The sequence below is a fragment of the Halorubrum wangae genome (assembly GCF_051194135.1).
Taxonomy (GTDB): Archaea; Halobacteriota; Halobacteria; order Halobacteriales; family Haloferacaceae; genus Halorubrum.
In genome coordinates, this window is the sequence record NZ_JBLZNH010000003.1 from 89,408 (window position 1) to 104,330 (window position 14,923).

12 protein-coding genes are annotated in these 14,923 nt (G+C 71.6%); 7 read left to right on the forward strand and 5 right to left on the reverse strand.

The annotated features are described in order from the left end of the window. The first annotated feature begins 32 nt into the window (after positions 1-32). Positions 33-1,442 (forward strand): kynureninase, encoded by a 1,410-nt coding sequence (kynU, locus tag ACNS84_RS10505; RefSeq protein WP_435074818.1) that lies wholly within the window; start codon positions 33-35, stop codon positions 1,440-1,442. 372 nt (positions 1,443-1,814) lie between these two features. Further along, complete coding sequence (locus tag ACNS84_RS10510) at positions 1,815-4,733, forward strand: DEAD/DEAH box helicase (protein WP_435074819.1); 2,919 nt, start codon at positions 1,815-1,817, stop codon at positions 4,731-4,733. A 128-nt stretch (positions 4,734-4,861) separates the two neighbouring features. Here ACNS84_RS10510 and ACNS84_RS10515 read toward each other — a convergent pair whose 3' ends face one another. Further along, positions 4,862-5,503 carry an MBL fold metallo-hydrolase gene (locus tag ACNS84_RS10515; protein WP_435074820.1) on the reverse strand — a complete coding sequence of 214 codons (642 nt, stop codon included), beginning with the start codon at positions 5,501-5,503 and terminating at the stop codon, positions 4,862-4,864. Between the two features lie 151 nt (positions 5,504-5,654). On the opposite strand from ACNS84_RS10515, the gene ACNS84_RS10520 reads away from it, so the two are divergent. The 4 genes from ACNS84_RS10520 (at position 5,655) to ACNS84_RS10535 (ending at position 9,128) form a co-directional block, all read left to right on the forward strand. Then, on the forward strand, positions 5,655-5,837 hold the full coding sequence (locus ACNS84_RS10520) for a DUF5786 family protein (RefSeq protein ID WP_435074821.1): 183 nt from the start codon (positions 5,655-5,657) through the stop codon (positions 5,835-5,837). A 7-nt stretch (positions 5,838-5,844) separates the two neighbouring features. After that, complete coding sequence (locus tag ACNS84_RS10525) at positions 5,845-6,417, forward strand: endonuclease dU (protein ID WP_435074822.1); 573 nt, start codon at positions 5,845-5,847, stop codon at positions 6,415-6,417. A 92-nt stretch (positions 6,418-6,509) separates the two neighbouring features. After that, positions 6,510-8,024, forward strand: coding sequence for a glycerate kinase type-2 family protein (locus ACNS84_RS10530; RefSeq protein WP_435074823.1), 1,515 nt, complete (start codon positions 6,510-6,512; stop codon positions 8,022-8,024). Between the two features lie 90 nt (positions 8,025-8,114). After that, the gene (locus ACNS84_RS10535) at positions 8,115-9,128 is read left to right on the forward strand and encodes an aldo/keto reductase (RefSeq protein ID WP_435074824.1); all 1,014 of its coding nucleotides are present in this window, start codon (positions 8,115-8,117) and stop codon (positions 9,126-9,128) included. Positions 9,129-9,137: 9 nt separating this feature from the next. Here ACNS84_RS10535 and ACNS84_RS10540 read toward each other — a convergent pair whose 3' ends face one another. The 4 genes from ACNS84_RS10540 to ACNS84_RS10555 form a co-directional block, all read right to left on the reverse strand. After that, a complete protein-coding gene (locus ACNS84_RS10540) occupies positions 9,138-10,790 on the reverse strand; it encodes a hydantoinase B/oxoprolinase family protein (RefSeq protein ID WP_435074825.1) in 1,653 nt (550 codons plus the stop codon). Beyond that, positions 10,790-12,913, reverse strand: a complete 2,124-nt coding sequence (locus ACNS84_RS10545; protein ID WP_435074826.1) for a hydantoinase/oxoprolinase family protein — start codon at positions 12,911-12,913, stop codon at positions 10,790-10,792. The genes ACNS84_RS10540 and ACNS84_RS10545 overlap by 1 nt, the downstream gene beginning before the upstream one ends. 8 nt (positions 12,914-12,921) lie before the next feature. After that, positions 12,922-13,581 (reverse strand): imidazole glycerol phosphate synthase subunit HisH, encoded by a 660-nt coding sequence (hisH, locus tag ACNS84_RS10550; RefSeq protein WP_435074827.1) that lies wholly within the window; start codon positions 13,579-13,581, stop codon positions 12,922-12,924. A gap of 148 nt (positions 13,582-13,729) precedes the next feature. Next, positions 13,730-14,347, reverse strand: coding sequence for a uracil-DNA glycosylase (locus ACNS84_RS10555; protein WP_435074828.1), 618 nt, complete (start codon positions 14,345-14,347; stop codon positions 13,730-13,732). Positions 14,348-14,437: 90 nt separating this feature from the next. Between ACNS84_RS10555 and ACNS84_RS10560 the strand changes: the two genes are divergently transcribed. Next, a complete protein-coding gene (locus tag ACNS84_RS10560) occupies positions 14,438-14,887 on the forward strand; it encodes an acyl-CoA thioesterase (RefSeq protein ID WP_435074829.1) in 450 nt (149 codons plus the stop codon). Positions 14,888-14,923: the final 36 nt, after the last annotated feature.

Here is a 14,923-nt window from a genome sequence, read left to right on the forward strand (position 1 = left end):
AGCGATTAGTCAGCGGCGCCACCCGATCGGATATGGACGACCCCTACGCCCCCGCCCGCGCCGCCCTCGACGGCTCGGCCGGCGGCGAGCGCGACGGCGACGCGCGCGATGTCGACGACCCCGCCGTTCTCGCCGCTCACCTCGACGACGCCGACCCGCTCTCCGCGTTCGCGGACCGGTACCGCGTGCCCGACGACGTTTTATATATGGACGGCAACTCGCTCGGCCCCGCCAGCGACGCCGCCCTCGCGAGCCTCGACCGCGTCGTCGACGAGTGGCGCGACCGGCTCATCGCGGGGTGGACCGACGCCGATCCGCCGTGGTTCTCGGTCGGGGAGCGACTCGGCGACGCGCTCGCGCCGCTCGTCGGCGCCGAGCCCGCGGAGGTCGTCGTCGGAAACTCGATCACCGTCAACATCCACACCCTGATCGGCACCTTCCTCGACGAACTGCTGGCGGGGAACGGGCCGGAGCGAGAGGGGGTAGACCGGGCCGACGGCGAGTGGGATCGGAGCGTCGAGCCCGCCGTTCTCGTCAACGAACTCGATTTCCCCTCCGATCACTACGCGATCCGCGCCCAACTCCGCCAGCGGGGGATCGACCCCGACGAGAAGCTTCGAGTGGTCAAGAGCCGAGACGGGCGGACGATCGACCCCCGCGATATCGAGGCCGCGCTGGCGGCGCACGACGACGTGGGAATCGTGTGGATGCCGACCGCGCTGTACCGCTCCGGCCAGCTGTTCGACGTCGATCGGATCGCCGACGCGGCCCACGAGGCGGGCGCGTACGCCGGCTTCGACGCGGCTCACTCGGCGGGCGCGGTGCCACACGCGTTCGGCGCGGCCGGCGTCGACTTCGCGGTGTGGTGTACCTACAAGTACCTCAACGCCGGGCCGGGATCGATCGGCGCGCTGTTCGTCGCCGAGCGCCACCACGGGCTCACGCCCGCGCTGGCGGGGTGGTGGGGGCACGAGAAGGCGACGCAGTTCGAGATGAACATGGAGTACACCCCAGCAGACTCCGCCGGCGCGTGGCAGATCGGCACGCCGCCGCTGCTCGCGGCCGCGCCGCTGGAGGGATCGATCGAACTCCTGCGAGAGGCCGGCATCGACCGGCTCCGAGAGAAGTCGCTCGCGCTCACCGACTTCCTGATCGCGCTGATCGACGACCGCCTCCCGGCGGTCTCGGTCGGAACGCCGCGAGAACACGCGGCCCGCGGCGGCCACGTCGCCCTCGAACACCCCGACGCCAAGCGACTGAGCGCGGCCCTCAAATCGCGCGGCGTGGTCGTCGACTTCCGGCCGCCGAACGTGGTCCGGGTGTGTCCGGCCGCGCCGTACACCTCGTTCGCCGACGTGCTGGAGGTGGTCGACGAGATCGAGGCGATCCTCGACTCGGGGGCTCACGAGGAGTACGCGACGAACGAGGGGGGCGTGACGTAGCGGCGGAGGGAAACTACTTATAAATAGAACCGCGACGGCGCGCGCCTCCGAGTGGCCGCCCATGGCGGCCGCGAGGAGCGTGCGCGAGGGAGTCAGTCGCCCGAAGCAACGCGGAGGGCGACTGACGAGGCTGGGGAGGCGCGAGGGTGCTGTTGCTGTGCGGGTGGGCGGGACGCAAAGGGTCGCTGGGGCTGTGGAGACGGGTGCCGCCGATCCACCAGCACTCACTTATAAACGAGCAGCTGGCACGTTGGTACTTCCCACAGTCGTTCGAGAGCCACAGGGAGACGAATCGCCACCGGCCAGTAATACACAAACCACGTATAGCGACGGGCTTAATCGCCCGAGCGCCCAACGTCCGACGATCAGAAAATGGCGGAACCGTCGGGCATGGACGCATTCGCGCACCTCGGGAGCGAGGTCCGCGAAGCGCTCTCCGAGCAGGGCTTTTCCACCCCCACCGAACCCCAGCGCGAGGCGATCCCGCCGCTCGCTGAGGGGCGGAACGCCCTCGTCCTCGCCCCGACGGGCACCGGGAAGACGGAGACCGCGATGCTCCCGGTGTTCGACGCGATCGTCAACGCCCGCAATTCGCCCGGCGACCCGCCCCGCGAGGGAATATCGGCGCTCTACATCACCCCGCTCCGCGCGCTCAACCGCGACATGATGGACCGGCTGGAGTGGTGGGGCGACCGGCTCGACGTCGAGGTCGCGGTGCGCCACGGCGACACCACGCAGTACGAGCGGAGCAAGCAGGCCGACGACCCGCCCGACGTGCTCATCACGACGCCGGAGAGCCTCCAGGCGATCCTGACGGGATCGAAGATGCGGATCGCGCTCGAAGACGTGGCGCACGTCGTGGTCGACGAGGTCCACGAGCTCGCCTCGGCGAAGCGCGGCGCCCAACTCACGGTCGGACTCGAACGCCTCCGGCGGGTCGCGGGACCCTTCCAGCGTGTCGGGCTCTCCGCCACGGTCGGAACCCCGGAGGAGGTCGGCAAGTTCCTCGTCGGGTCGGGAAAGCGCGATCCCGACCGGCCCGGCGACCGCGAGTTCGAGATCGTCGAGGTCGCGGCCGGGACGCGGACCGAGGTGCGCGTGCTCGACCCGGAGATCACGGACCGCGACGCGACCCTCGCCGGCGAGCTCGCGGTCGACGAGACCACCGCGAGCCACGTCAGGACGATCCGGGGGATCGTCGCCGCCCACGAGTCGACCCTGATCTTCGTCAACACGCGACAGACCGCCGAGGCGCTCGGCTCGCGGTTCAAGACGCTCGCGGCCCGGGAGGCGAAAGGCGGGGCGGTCGACGACCCGACCGAGATCGAAGTCCACCACGGATCGCTCTCGAAGGACGTCCGGATCGACGTGGAAGATCGGTTCAAGTCGGGCGACCTCGACGGCCTCGTCTGCACCTCTTCGATGGAACTCGGCATCGACGTGGGGCGTGTCGATCACGTGGTCCAGTACGGGAGTCCGCGCGAGGTCGCCCGCCTGCTCCAGCGCGTCGGGCGCGCGGGGCACCGCCGCGATCTGATCTCGGAGGGGACCGTCGTGACGCAGGGCGGCGACGACACGCTGGAAGCGCTCGCGATCGCTCGGCGTGCCGACGCCGAACTCGTCGAGCCGGCCGCGATCCATCACGGGAGCCTCGACACCGTCGCGAACCAGATCGTCGGCGTCGTGATGGACGAGGGCGACGTCCACGCCCGGGTGGCGTACGAGGTCGTCACGAGCGCCTACCCGTTCCGGGACCTCTCGGAGCCGCAGTTCCAGGAGGTCGTCCGCGAACTCGACGGCAACCGCCTGCTGTGGCTCGACGAGGAGTCGGACACCCTTGAAAAATCGGGCGGCACGTGGCAGTACTTCTACGCGAACCTCTCGATGATCCCGGACGAGTCCACCTACGACGTGTACGACATGTCCTCGCGGCGGGGGATCGGCACCCTCGACGAGCGGTTCGTCGTCAACTTCGCCGGCCCGGGAGAGACGTTCATCCAGCGCGGCGAGATGTGGCGCATCACCGAGGTCGACGAGGACGAGGAGCGCGTGAACGTCACGCCAATAGCCGACCCCGCGGGCGAGGTGCCATCGTGGATCGGCCAGGAGATTCCGGTCCCGAAACCCGTCGCCGAGGAGGTCGGGCGGATCCGCGGCGAGGCCGCGGAGGCGCTCTCAGCGGGGTCGACCCCCGAGGCGGTCGCGGGCGACCTCGCGGAGCGCTACCCCACCGACGAGGGGACGGTCGCCGCCGCGCTGAAACCGGTCGTCGACCACGTCGACGCCGGCCACCCGGTCCCCACCGACCGCCGGGTCGTGATCGAGGGGAGCGCCCGCACCGTCGCGGTCAACGCCGCCTTCGGCCACGAGGTCAACGAAACGCTCGCGCGCCTGCTCGCGGCGCTCGTCGGCCAGCGCGCCGGCTCGTCGGTCGGGATGGACGTGGACCCGTATCGGATCGAGTTCGAGGTGCCCGGCGGCGTCGGCCCGGGCGTCTTCCGCGAGGTCTTGGAGACGACCGATCCGGACCGGCTGGAGGCGTACCTCGAACTCGCCCTGAAGAACTCGGACGCGCTCAAGTTCACGCTCGCGCAGGTCGCCGCGAAGTTCGGCTCGGTTAAGCGCTACCGCGAGGGGAGAGGGCGATTCGGCGGCGACCGCTTACTCGCGGCGCTGGAGGGGACGCCCGTCTACGACGAGGCGCTCCGCGAGGTGTTCCACGCCGACCTCGCGGTCGCGGAGACCGCGACCGTACTGGAGGAGATACAGCGTGGCGCGCTCGACCTCGACATCGCCCGCGAGCGCACCCCTCTCGGCACGGCCGGGCGCTCCGCGGGGACCGAGTTCCTGGTCCCGGAGAACGCCGACGCCGACGTGATCGAGACGATTCGCGAGCGCATCCGCAACGACCGCGTGATCCTGTTTTGCCTCCACTGCGCCGACTGGCGGCGCACGACGAAGGTCCGACGCGTCCCCGACCAGCCGGAGTGTCCCGACTGCGGGTCGACCCGCGTCGCCGCGCTGAACCCGTGGGACGACGAGACGGTGACGGCGGTTCGCGCGACCGAGAAGGACGAGGAGCAGGAGCGGCGCACCAAGCGCGCCCACCGCGCCGCGAGCCTCGTCCAGACGCACGGGAAGCGAGCCGTCATCGCGCTGGCGGCGCGTGGCGTGGGGCCGCACAACGCCGCGCGGATCATCAACAAACTCCGCGAGGACGAGGACGAGTTCTACCGCGACGTGCTCCGACAGGAGCGCGAGTACGCGCGGACGCAGTCGTTCTGGGATTAGATCGAGGCGGCGGTGCAGTCGGTTCGTGATACCTGTTCGTGGATGCGGTGACCAGCGCCGAATCCACGAGCGCGCACCACCGCGTCCACTTATAAATGATCGCCGAAGTCGACCTCGAGAGCGGCGGTCTACTCGTCCGGGTACTTCGGCTCGCGTCGCTCGGCGCGCTCGGTCGCGCGTTCGATGACCTCGCGGACCGTGTCCGACCCCTCGCTCGCGCGGTAGACGTCGCCGTGACCGGGATACATCGCCTCGACGGTGTCCGGGAGCACGTTGAGGATCGTGTGGAGGCTCTCGATCAGGTCCTCGCGCGACTGACCCGCCATGTCCGTCCGACCGAACGAGCCGTCGTCGAACGCGCCGTCGTTGTACACGACCACGTCGCCCGAGTAGATCCGTTCCTCACCCACGAACGCGACGTGGTCGTCGGCGTGACCCGGGGTCTCGACGACCTCGCAGGGCTCGTCGCCGATCAGGATATCGTCGCCGTCGACGATCGCCACGTCGCGCCGCGGGTGCGAGGCGTTCGCGTAAAGCGTGGCGTCGAAGCGGTCGAGCACCGCGTCGAGCTGGCCGACGTGGTCGTGGTGCTGGTGCGTCAACACGACCCGGTCTAACTCCTCGACGCCGGCGTCGGCGAGGGCGTCGGCGATGACGTCGTCGACGCCCGGCATCGTTCCGGCGTCGACCAACGTCGGCGCCTCGCCCGGCACGAGGTACGCGTTGCAGGTGAACTCCTCCGCGTCAGCGGTGACGGTGATCGGCTCCATACACGTACGAGGGCGGTCGCGACCTAAAAACGTGTACGCCGCGGCGAGACGGAGTCTCGTCGCCGTCGAGACGACGCAGGCGTCGCCGACCCCGTCGAAACCGATCGCAACCGGGGATTTATGACTCCTGCCCTGTTAGTCTCACGCACATATGGGCTTCGGAAGTTACGATGAATCCGAACAGGAGAACCAGGACCTGGACGCGGATTTCGACGACGAGGACGGAGTCCAGGCGGCCGAAGAGGTACACGAGGGATCCGTCGACTACGAGCCAGGGGCCTCCAACGACGAGCTTCTCGACCGGCTCCAAGACATCAAAGCAGAGGAGAACTGACGGAGGGATGGCGCCGAGCCGGACGCTCGGCATCGCGTTTTCTGACGGCGACCGAATCAGCCGCGTAGCCGGTGCCGTCGTCAGATCCGACGGGACCCTCGACGGGCTTGCGTTCGAGCGCTGCACCGTCGGCGGCACCGACGCCACCGACGCCGTGATCGACCTCTTCGACGCGCTCGGCCGCGAGGACGTCCGTCACGTCGCCTGCGCCGGCGTCGCCCCGGCGTGGTTCAACCTTCTCGACCTGCGCCGGCTTCACGAGACCATCGACCGCCCCGTCTACGCCGTGAGCTACGAGACGAGTCCCGGGCTCGAACCCGCACTCCGCGAGGCGTTCGACGGCGACGACCTCGACCGCCGGCTCGACGTCTACCGGTCGCTTCCGCCCCGCAGGCAGGTCGAACTCGACGACGACGACCGCGCGGGCAACCCGCTCTTCGTCCGCGCGGTCGGACTCGACGGCGACCGCGCGGCCGCCGCCGTTCGTGACGGAGTTCGCAACGGGTTCCGTCGCCCCGAGCCGCTTCGAATCGCCGCGATGGCGGCGAGCGCGCACCGGGAAGCGATCGCCGCGGAGTGACGTCGCCGACGACCCACCGTCCCGGCTGCCTCGCCGCCCCGGGCGCTCTCGCCCGCGCCGGATATATGTCGCTCGCAGCCGACGACCGCCGCATGGACGACGACGTCGGACCGGACGGCGATGTGGGCGAGGACCGCGCGCCGGGCGACGCGACGGGAGTGACGTTCCGAGACCGCGAGCGCCTCGCTCGGACGCCGGGTCACGGCGTCGCCCTCGACTGCCTCGCGGCCGGGATCGCGGCCGCGAGACCGGATCGACTGATCCCGAGCGCCGTCTCGGTGCGCGACGGAGTTCTCCGGATCGAGGGGGTCGAGACCGGCGCGGACGCCGACGCTGTCGGTGAGTACGACCTCGTCGACTACGACCGCGTGGCGCTGCTCGGCGCGGGGAAGGCGGCCGCCGAGGTCGCCGCCGCGCTCACCGAGAGGTTCGAGGGGAGCGACCGCGGGATCGACGAGGGGGTCGTCGTCACCGAGGATCCCGGAAGCCGACCGTCTCCGCCGGGAGTCGAGGTGCTTCCCGGCGACCATCCCCTCCCGAGCGACGAGGGCGTGGAGAGCGCGCGACGCGTGCTCGATCTGGCCGAGCGCGCCGGGCCGGGCGACCTCGTGCTCGCCGTTATCACGGGGGGCGGAAGCGCGCTGCTCGCGGCGCCCGCCGACCCGATCACTCCGGACGACCTCCGCGAACTGACCGAGGGACTGCTCGCCTCCGGCGCGTCGATAGACGAGATCAACGCGGTTCGCAAACACTGCTCGGCGGTCAAGGGCGGCCTGCTCGCGCGTGCGGCGGCGCCCGCGACCGTCGTCACGCTCGCGATAAGCGACGTGATCGGCGACCCGCTCGACGCCGTCGCGAGTGGGCCGACCGTTCCCGATCCGACCACCTACGCGGAGGCGCTGGCGGTGCTGGACCGTTACGACCTCGACGCGCCAACCTCGGTCCGCGAGCGACTCCGAGCGGGCGCGGACGGTGAACTCGCCGAGACGCCGACCGCGGACGACCCGGCGTTCGAGCGCGCTCGGGCGTTCGTCGTCGGCAACGGACGAACCGCACTCGATGCGGCCGCGGCCGCCGCCACGGAGCGCGGGTACGAGTCGCTGGTGCTCGCCGCGGGAGTTCGGGGGGAGGCGAGGGGCGCCGGGACCACCCACGCCGCCATCGCGGAGGAGTGCGCGGCCCGGGGATCGCCTGCCAAGCCGCCGGCCGTGTTGCTCTCGGGCGGCGAGACGACCGTGACGCTCGGCGACGCTGACGGGACGGGCGGGCCGAACGCGGAGTTCGCGGCGAGCGCCGGCCTCGCGCTGGCGGAGGGACCGCTCGGCGGGAGCGACGCGGGAGGCGGGCGGCGAGAGCGCGACGCCCCGCGAGTGGTCGTCGCGAGCGCCGACACCGACGGGATCGACGGCCCGACCGACGCCGCGGGCGGGATCGTCGACGCGACGACGCTCGACCCGGACGCCGCCCGCGACGCCCTCGACCGGCACGACGTCTACCCCCTGCTCGACGAGGCGGGCGCGCTGCTCCGCACGGGGCCGACCGGGACGAACGTCAACGATCTGCGCGTGCTCGTGATCGGGGCACCCGACCGGACGGACGAGCCGTAGACGGAGCCCTGGCCCGTCGCGTGCGAGTCGTTCACGCGTCGCATTCGATTGCTGTGGGTTTTTGCGGCGACCGCGACAACAATCGGATAGATGACGCCCGAACTCGACGACATCGACCTCGGCACCGTCCCGCTCGGTCGGACCGGCCTCCGAACGAGCGAGCTTCAGTTCGGCACGTGGCGGTTCGGCCGCGTGACCGAGGCGGGGAACGTGGAGATCGACGAGGCCCGCGCCCACGAATTGCTCGATGCCTACGAGGCCGCCGGCGGCCGGTACATCGACACCGCCGACGTGTACGGCGGCGGCGACTGCGAGCGGTGGATCGGCGACTGGCTCGCCGAGCGCGACCGCGAGCGCTACACGGTCGCCTCGAAGGTGTACTGGCAGATCCGCGACGGCGACCCGAACAGCCGCGGGACGAACCGGAAGAACGTCCGTCACCGCGTCGACGCCCTCCTCGACCGGCTCGGCACCGACTACGTCGACGTTCTCTACATCCACCGCTGGGACGACGAGACGCCGGCCCGTGAGCTGATGAAGACCCTCAACGGGCTCGTCGAGTCCGGCAAGGTCCACTACATCGGAGCGTCGACGCTCCGCCCGAACGCCTGGAAGGTCGCCCGCGCCAACGCGATCGCTCGGAGCGAGGGGTGGGAGCCGTTCACCGTGCTCCAGCCGCGCTACAACCTCGTCGACCGCGAGGTCGAGGGGGACTATCTGGAGTTCGCCCGCCAACAAGACCTCGCCCTCTCCCCGTGGAGCCCGCTCGGACAGGGCTTCCTGACCGGGAAGTACGACCGCGACGAGGACTTCCCGGAGGAGTCGAAGGCGGCCGAGTCGAGCCGCTTCCAGGAGGCGTACCTCACCGAGGAGAACTTCGACGTCCACGACGAGCTCGACGCCGTCGCCGACGAGGTCGACGCCTCGCCGGCGCAGACCGCGCTCGCGTGGCTCGCCCACCGCGACGGCGTCACCGCGCCCATCGTGGGCGCCCGCACCGTCGACCAGCTCGCGGAGAACCTCGCGGCCGCGTCGATCGACCTCTCGGACGAGCAGGTCGAGCGCCTCACCGCCGCGAAGCCCGGCCCGTACGACGGGCTGTAAGGCCCGCCCTCAGTTCTCCCGCTCTTCGGTCGTTCCCGCTTCGCTCGCCTTCCCGTCCGCGCGGTCGCGCTCCCGCGCTGCCGGGTCGCGCTCGCTTGGGTCGCCGTAGCCCCCACCGCCCGGCGTCCGGACCGTGACCGTCGTCTCCGAGTCCACGTCGACGGTCGTCTTCGCGGGGACCGGGTCGCCGTCGATCAGGTTCACACCGGTGGCGCCCGACGCGCCTCCCTCGATGCCGGCGGGGGCGTGACGGCGCCGCTCCGTCAACAGCGAGACGGTCGCCGCCGTCTCGATCCGCACGCGACGTTCGAGACCGAGCCCGCCGCGGTGGCGCCCGTCGCCGCCGCTGTCCGGGCGGAAGGCGTACCGCTCCACGCGGAGCGGGTACGCCGCCTCCATCGCCTCGACCGGCGTGTTGAGGGTGTTCGTCATGCCGACCTGCACCCCGTCCATCCCGTCGGCGTCCGGGCGTGCGCCGAAGCCGCCGCCGATCGTTTCGTAGTACGTGAACGACTCCGCACCGCCGCGCGCACCGATAGTGAGGTTGTTCATCGTCCCCTGACTCCCCGCGGTCACCCGGTCGGGGACGGCCTCGCCGAGCGCCGCGAGCACGACGTCCGTGACGCGCTGACTCGTCTCGACGTTCCCGCCGACGACGGCCGCCGGCGGGTCCGGATCGAGGATAGACCCCTCGGGGACCGAGACGGAAACCGGCTCGTAGCAGCCGTGGTTCGGCGGTATCTCCGGGTCGGTCACGCAGCGAACGACGAAGTACACCGCGCTCTTCGCAACCGCCAGCGGCGCGTTGCAGTTCCCGTCGACCTGCGGCGCGCTCCCCGCAAAGTCGACCGCGAGCGAACCGCCGTCGACCGTCACCGCGGCTCGGATCGGGAGGTCGGCGTCGGTGACACCGTCGCCCTCGAGGACGTCGTCGGCCTCGTAGGTCCCGTCCGGGAGGTCGTCGATGGCTGCGGTCATCCGCTCGCGGGAGTAGTCGATCACGGCGTCGAATGCGCGTTCGAGTCGGTCGCGACCGTGCTCGTCCGCGAGTTCGCGGAGCCGGTCGCCCGCGCGCTCGTTGGCCGCGAGTTGCGCCTCCAGATCGGCGCGCCGCTCCGCCGGGTTGCGCACGTTCGCGAAGATCAGGTTGAGGACGTCGTCGACGCGCTCTCCGCCGTCGACGAGCCTGAGCGGCGGGATGCGGAGTCCCTCCTGCTGTATCTCGCGGGCGCCCGCCGGCATGCTCCCGGGCGCCATCCCGCCGACGTCGGCGTGATGCGCTCTGGAGACTGCGAATCCGACCACGTCGCCGTCGAGCGAGAGCGACGAGACGAGCGTCACGTCGGGGAGGTGCGTCCCGCCCGTGAACGGGTCGTTGAGGGCGAACACGTCGCCGGGCTTCGGGTCGCGCTCCCGGACTGCCGCGACAGCCTCGGGCATCGCGCCGAGGTGGACCGGGATGTGCTCCGCCTGCGCGACCATCCGCCCCTCGGCGTCGAAGAGGGCGGTCGAGCAGTCCTGACGCTCCGTGATGTTCGGCGAGTAGGCGCCGCGTATCAGCACCTGCCCCATCTCCTCGGCGACGCCCTCCAACTGGTTCCGCAGCACTTCCAGCGTCACCGGATCGAGGGCGGGGGCCGGGGCGTCGTCCGCGCCGGTCATCACTTCTCACCCCCGGACCTGGCCGCGTCGCGTTCCAGTACGACCGTTCCGTCCCGCCGCACGCGACCCGCCCACGCCGGCGGGACGACCGTCGTGCTCTCGGTCCCGGCGAGCACCGCCGGGCCGTCGAGCGTCGCGCCGGGGGCCAGCGCGTCCCGGTCGTACACGGTCGCCGTCACCGCTCCCTCGTCAGGGAAGACGACCGCTCGATTCCCCTGTTCGGCGTCGGTCGCCCCGGTCCTGCTGACGGTCGGCGCCTCGACCTTGACCGTCGCCGTGACCCGGAGCGTGACGGCCTCGACGGGAGCGTCGAGCCGGTACCCGTACGCTCGCTCGTGCGCCGCGGCGAAGCGCTCCGCGAGGGAATCGGGGTCGAGCGCGGGGGTGGCTTCGACCCCGTCGGCCCCGTCGGTCGCCTCCGCTCCGGCGTCGACGGTCAACTCGAAGCTCTGTCCGGCGTACCGGCAGTCGGCCGCGCGGTCGACGCGGGCCGCCGCGGGGTCGGAGGCGTCGTCCAGGACGCGCTCGGTCAGCGCGGTGAAGACGTCGTCGAGGTCGGCCGCGGTCGCGTCGGCCAGCGGCAACCGGACCGTCCGGGCCGCGTCGTGGGCCTCGTCGGCCGCGAGTAGCCCGTACGCCGACAGCACGCCGGCGGACCCGGGGACGACCACCCGGTCCATGTCGAGGCGGTTGGCGAGCGCGGCGGCGTGCATCGGTCCCGCGCCGCCGAAGGCGACGAGGTCGAACGCGCGGGGGTCGCGGCCGCGCTCCACCGTGACCGATCGGATCGCTCGCGCCATCGTCGCGTTGGCGACGCGGTGGGCGCCGCAGGCGGCCGCGGTCGCGGCGTCGACGTCTCCCGCTCCGGCGACGTCGGCCGCCGCCGCAAGGTCGGCGAGCGCCTCGCGGGCGGCGTCGACGTCGAGCGTGAGGTCGCCGCCCAGCGCTGCGTCCGGCCCGATGTACCCCAAGAGCACGTCGGCGTCGGTAACCGTCGGCTCCGTCCCGCCCTTCCCGTAGCAGGCCGGGCCGGGATCGGCGCCGGCGGATGCCGGGCCGACGCGGAGCGCGCCGCCGGCGTCGGTCCACGCGACCGAGCCGCCGCCCGCACCAACCGTCTCGATGTCTACCGTCGGCGTGCGGAGGGGGACCTCCGCTATCGTCGTCTCCGCGGTGCGCTCGGCGCGTCCGTCGCGCACGAGGCTCACGTCGCTCGACGTCCCGCCCATGTCGAAGGTGACGGCGGAGCCGGCGGCCGAGTCGGCATCTACCCCCGGATCGCCACCGAGCGTCTCTCCGCCGGCCACCGCGGCCGCGCCGACGACGCCCGCCGCCGGACCGGAGAGGACCGTGGTGACCGCGTTCTCGCGAACCGTGGCCGCGTCGGCGACACCGCCGTTCGAGCGCATCACGCGCGGCGCGGGGAGCCCGAGGTCGCGGGCGCCGGCGACGACGCGCCCGAGGTAGGCGTCGAGCTCCGGTGTCAGGTACGCGTCCGCCACGGTCGTCGACGTGCGTTCGAACTCGCGGAACTCGGGGAGCACGTCGTGGGAGGCGGAGACGGGGACGTCCAGCTCCTCGCGGAGGAGCGCGGCGACCGTCGTCTCGTTCTCCGGGTGCGCGTACGCGTGCAGCAGCGAGACGGCGACGCACTCGGCGTCACTCGCGTCGATATCCGCGGCGAGGTCGCGGACCGACTCGGGATCGACGGCCCGCTCGGTCCCCTCCGTCGTCGCGCGCTCGTCGACCTCGAACCGCCGTCGTCGAGGGACGAGCGGGGGCGCCTTCTCGGCTCGCAGGTCGTACAGGGACGGTCGCGTCTGCCGACCGATCTCTAGAACGTCGCGGAAGCCGGCGGTCGTCACGAGCGCGGTGCGCGCGCCGTCGCGCTCCAAGAGGGCGTTCACAGAGGCGGTAGTAGCGTGCGCGAAGGCGTCGACGGCGGCCGGATCGATCCCGGCCGCGTCGCAGGCCTTGCGGACGCCGTCGAGGACGCCCTCGTGCTGAGGAGTCGTCGTCGGCACCTTCGCCGTGGTGAGTTCGTCGCCCACGACGAGCGCGGCGTCGGTGAACGTGCCGCCCACGTCGACGCCGATCCGGACGGGGTCGGTTTCGTCGACCATGCAGGACGCTACTGCTCCGCGCAGTATTCGACGAAGTTTCGGAGGATCCGGAGCCCCGTCTCCCCGCTCTTCTCGGGGTGGAACTGCGTGCCGAACACGTTGCCCGCCTCGTTGGCGACGACCGCCGGGAAGTCGACGCCGTAGTCGGCCGTCGCGACGACGGCGTTCGGCTCGTCGGGCGCGGCGTAGTACGAGTGGACAAAGTAGGCGTACTCGCCGTCGACCCCCTCGACCAGCGGGTGGTCGCGCTCGACGTGTAGGTCGTTCCACCCCATGTGCGGGACCTTGCGGTCGACGTCGAACCGGACGTTGGTGCCGGGAATCAGGTCGAGACCCGTCACCTCGCCCTCGCCCTCGTGGTCGGCCTCCTCGCTGGACGTGAGGAGCATCTGCATGCCGAGACAGATGCCGAACAGGGGGCGGCCCGACTCGGCGTGGTCTGTCAGCGCCTCGCGCAGCGGACCGGCGTTATCCATCCCCTCGCGGAACGCGCCGACGCCGGGGAGGACGACGCCGTCGGCGGCCGCGAACGCCTCGGGATCGTCGGTGATCTCCACCGAGGCGCCCGCGCGCTCCAGTCCGCGGGTCGCCGACCGGAGATTCCCGAGCCCGTAGTCGACCAGAACGACGTCCGCCAGCGTCTCCGCGGGCGGCTCGAAAGTGCTCATACGTCCCCTGCGAGGGGGACCGAAAAAGCGGTTTCCCTTGTGACGGTCGGACGCCGGTCACCGACCCGGCCGCGACGCGCGACCAGCGACCCGGCGGTCGGATCGGTAGCCGACTCCCCCCGACCGTCGCTCTCGGTCGCCCAGGTGCTCAGTAGTCGCCGAGCCGCGACTGGCCGTTCCCGTCGGTCACCCCGCCGACGCCGCTCAGTTCGCTCGCCCGAGCGATCGTCGCGAAGAAGCCGTCGCGCTGGCTCCGGTCGTACAGCGTCGCCGCCGGGTGGACGGAGAGCAGCACGCGACGCGATCCGCCGGCGATCCGGGCGTCGACGACGTCGCCCGACTCCGAGGTGATGGCCACCGACCGGCCGAGCAGGTGCTCGCTCGGCACCTTCCCCAGCGTCACGATCAGTTCGGGGTCGAGTCGGTCGATTTCGTTTTCGAGATGACCGCGGCAGTTCGCCAGCTCCTCGGTCGTGGGGTCGCGGTTGTCCGGCGGTCGACAGCGCACGCAGTTGGTGATCCGGACGTCCGCCCGCGCGAGGCCGGCGTCGCGCAGCGCCTCGTCGAGCACGTCACCCGACCGCCCGACGAACGGTTCCCCCTGTTCGTCTTCGTTCGCGCCCGGCCCCTCGCCGACGAACAGGAGGTCGGCGTCCGTGGGGCCGACGCCGTCCACGATCTGGCTTCGCGACTCGACGAGCGCCGGACAGCGCTCGCACGACGGCACGCGGAGGTCGGCGTCGAGCGCGTCCCCGTTCTCAGTCATGCGATCCGATCCGGTCGGGGGCGACATAAGTCCGTTCGCTCCGACCGGGCCGGGCGACGCCCCTATGCCCCTCAGGGGCCTGGGTCCGTCATGCCGACCGTCAGCGACACCTACATCGAGAACCGCCAGCGGGTCCAGCCGACACACACGAACAACTACGAGTCGGCCCACGGGGGCAACGTCGTCAAGTGGATGGACGAGATTGGGGCGATGTCGGCGATGCGCGCCGCGGGCGAGACGTGCGTCACGGCCAAGATAAACGGACTTGACTTCAAGCGACCGGTGCCACAGGGCGACACCTGCATCGTCGAGTCGTACGTGTACGCCGTCGGCCGGACGAGCCTCCGCACCCGGATCCGCGCGTTCCGCGAGTCACCCCGAACCGGCGAGCGAGAGCTGACGACGGAGTCGTACTTCGTGTTCGTCTCCGTCGACGCCGACGGGACCCCGACGCCGGTGCCTGAGCTGGAAGTCGCCGGCGACCGCTGCCGGGAACTCCGCGAGAAGGCGCTCGCGGGCGAGCCGGAGGATGACCGCTGAGAGGAGGCGACGAGCCTCAGCAGTTGGGCATCGACG

Bases quoted from the DNA above. Each gene is read 5' to 3' on its own strand.
- kynU (WP_435074818.1), top strand. From the start codon at position 33: ATGGACGACCCCTACGCCCCCGCCCGCGCCGCCCTCGACGGCTCGGCC.
- ACNS84_RS10510 (WP_435074819.1), top strand. From the start codon at position 1,815: ATGGCGGAACCGTCGGGCATGGACGCATTCGCGCACCTCGGGAGCGAG.
- ACNS84_RS10515 (WP_435074820.1), bottom strand. From the start codon at position 5,503: ATGGAGCCGATCACCGTCACCGCTGACGCGGAGGAGTTCACCTGCAAC.
- ACNS84_RS10520 (WP_435074821.1), top strand. From the start codon at position 5,655: ATGGGCTTCGGAAGTTACGATGAATCCGAACAGGAGAACCAGGACCTG.
- ACNS84_RS10525 (WP_435074822.1), top strand. From the start codon at position 5,845: ATGGCGCCGAGCCGGACGCTCGGCATCGCGTTTTCTGACGGCGACCGA.
- ACNS84_RS10530 (WP_435074823.1), top strand. From the start codon at position 6,510: ATGGACGACGACGTCGGACCGGACGGCGATGTGGGCGAGGACCGCGCG.
- ACNS84_RS10535 (WP_435074824.1), top strand. From the start codon at position 8,115: ATGACGCCCGAACTCGACGACATCGACCTCGGCACCGTCCCGCTCGGT.
- ACNS84_RS10540 (WP_435074825.1), bottom strand. From the start codon at position 10,790: ATGACCGGCGCGGACGACGCCCCGGCCCCCGCCCTCGATCCGGTGACG.
- ACNS84_RS10545 (WP_435074826.1), bottom strand. From the start codon at position 12,913: ATGGTCGACGAAACCGACCCCGTCCGGATCGGCGTCGACGTGGGCGGC.
- hisH (WP_435074827.1), bottom strand. From the start codon at position 13,581: ATGAGCACTTTCGAGCCGCCCGCGGAGACGCTGGCGGACGTCGTTCTG.
- ACNS84_RS10555 (WP_435074828.1), bottom strand. From the start codon at position 14,347: ATGACTGAGAACGGGGACGCGCTCGACGCCGACCTCCGCGTGCCGTCG.
- ACNS84_RS10560 (WP_435074829.1), top strand. From the start codon at position 14,438: ATGCCGACCGTCAGCGACACCTACATCGAGAACCGCCAGCGGGTCCAG.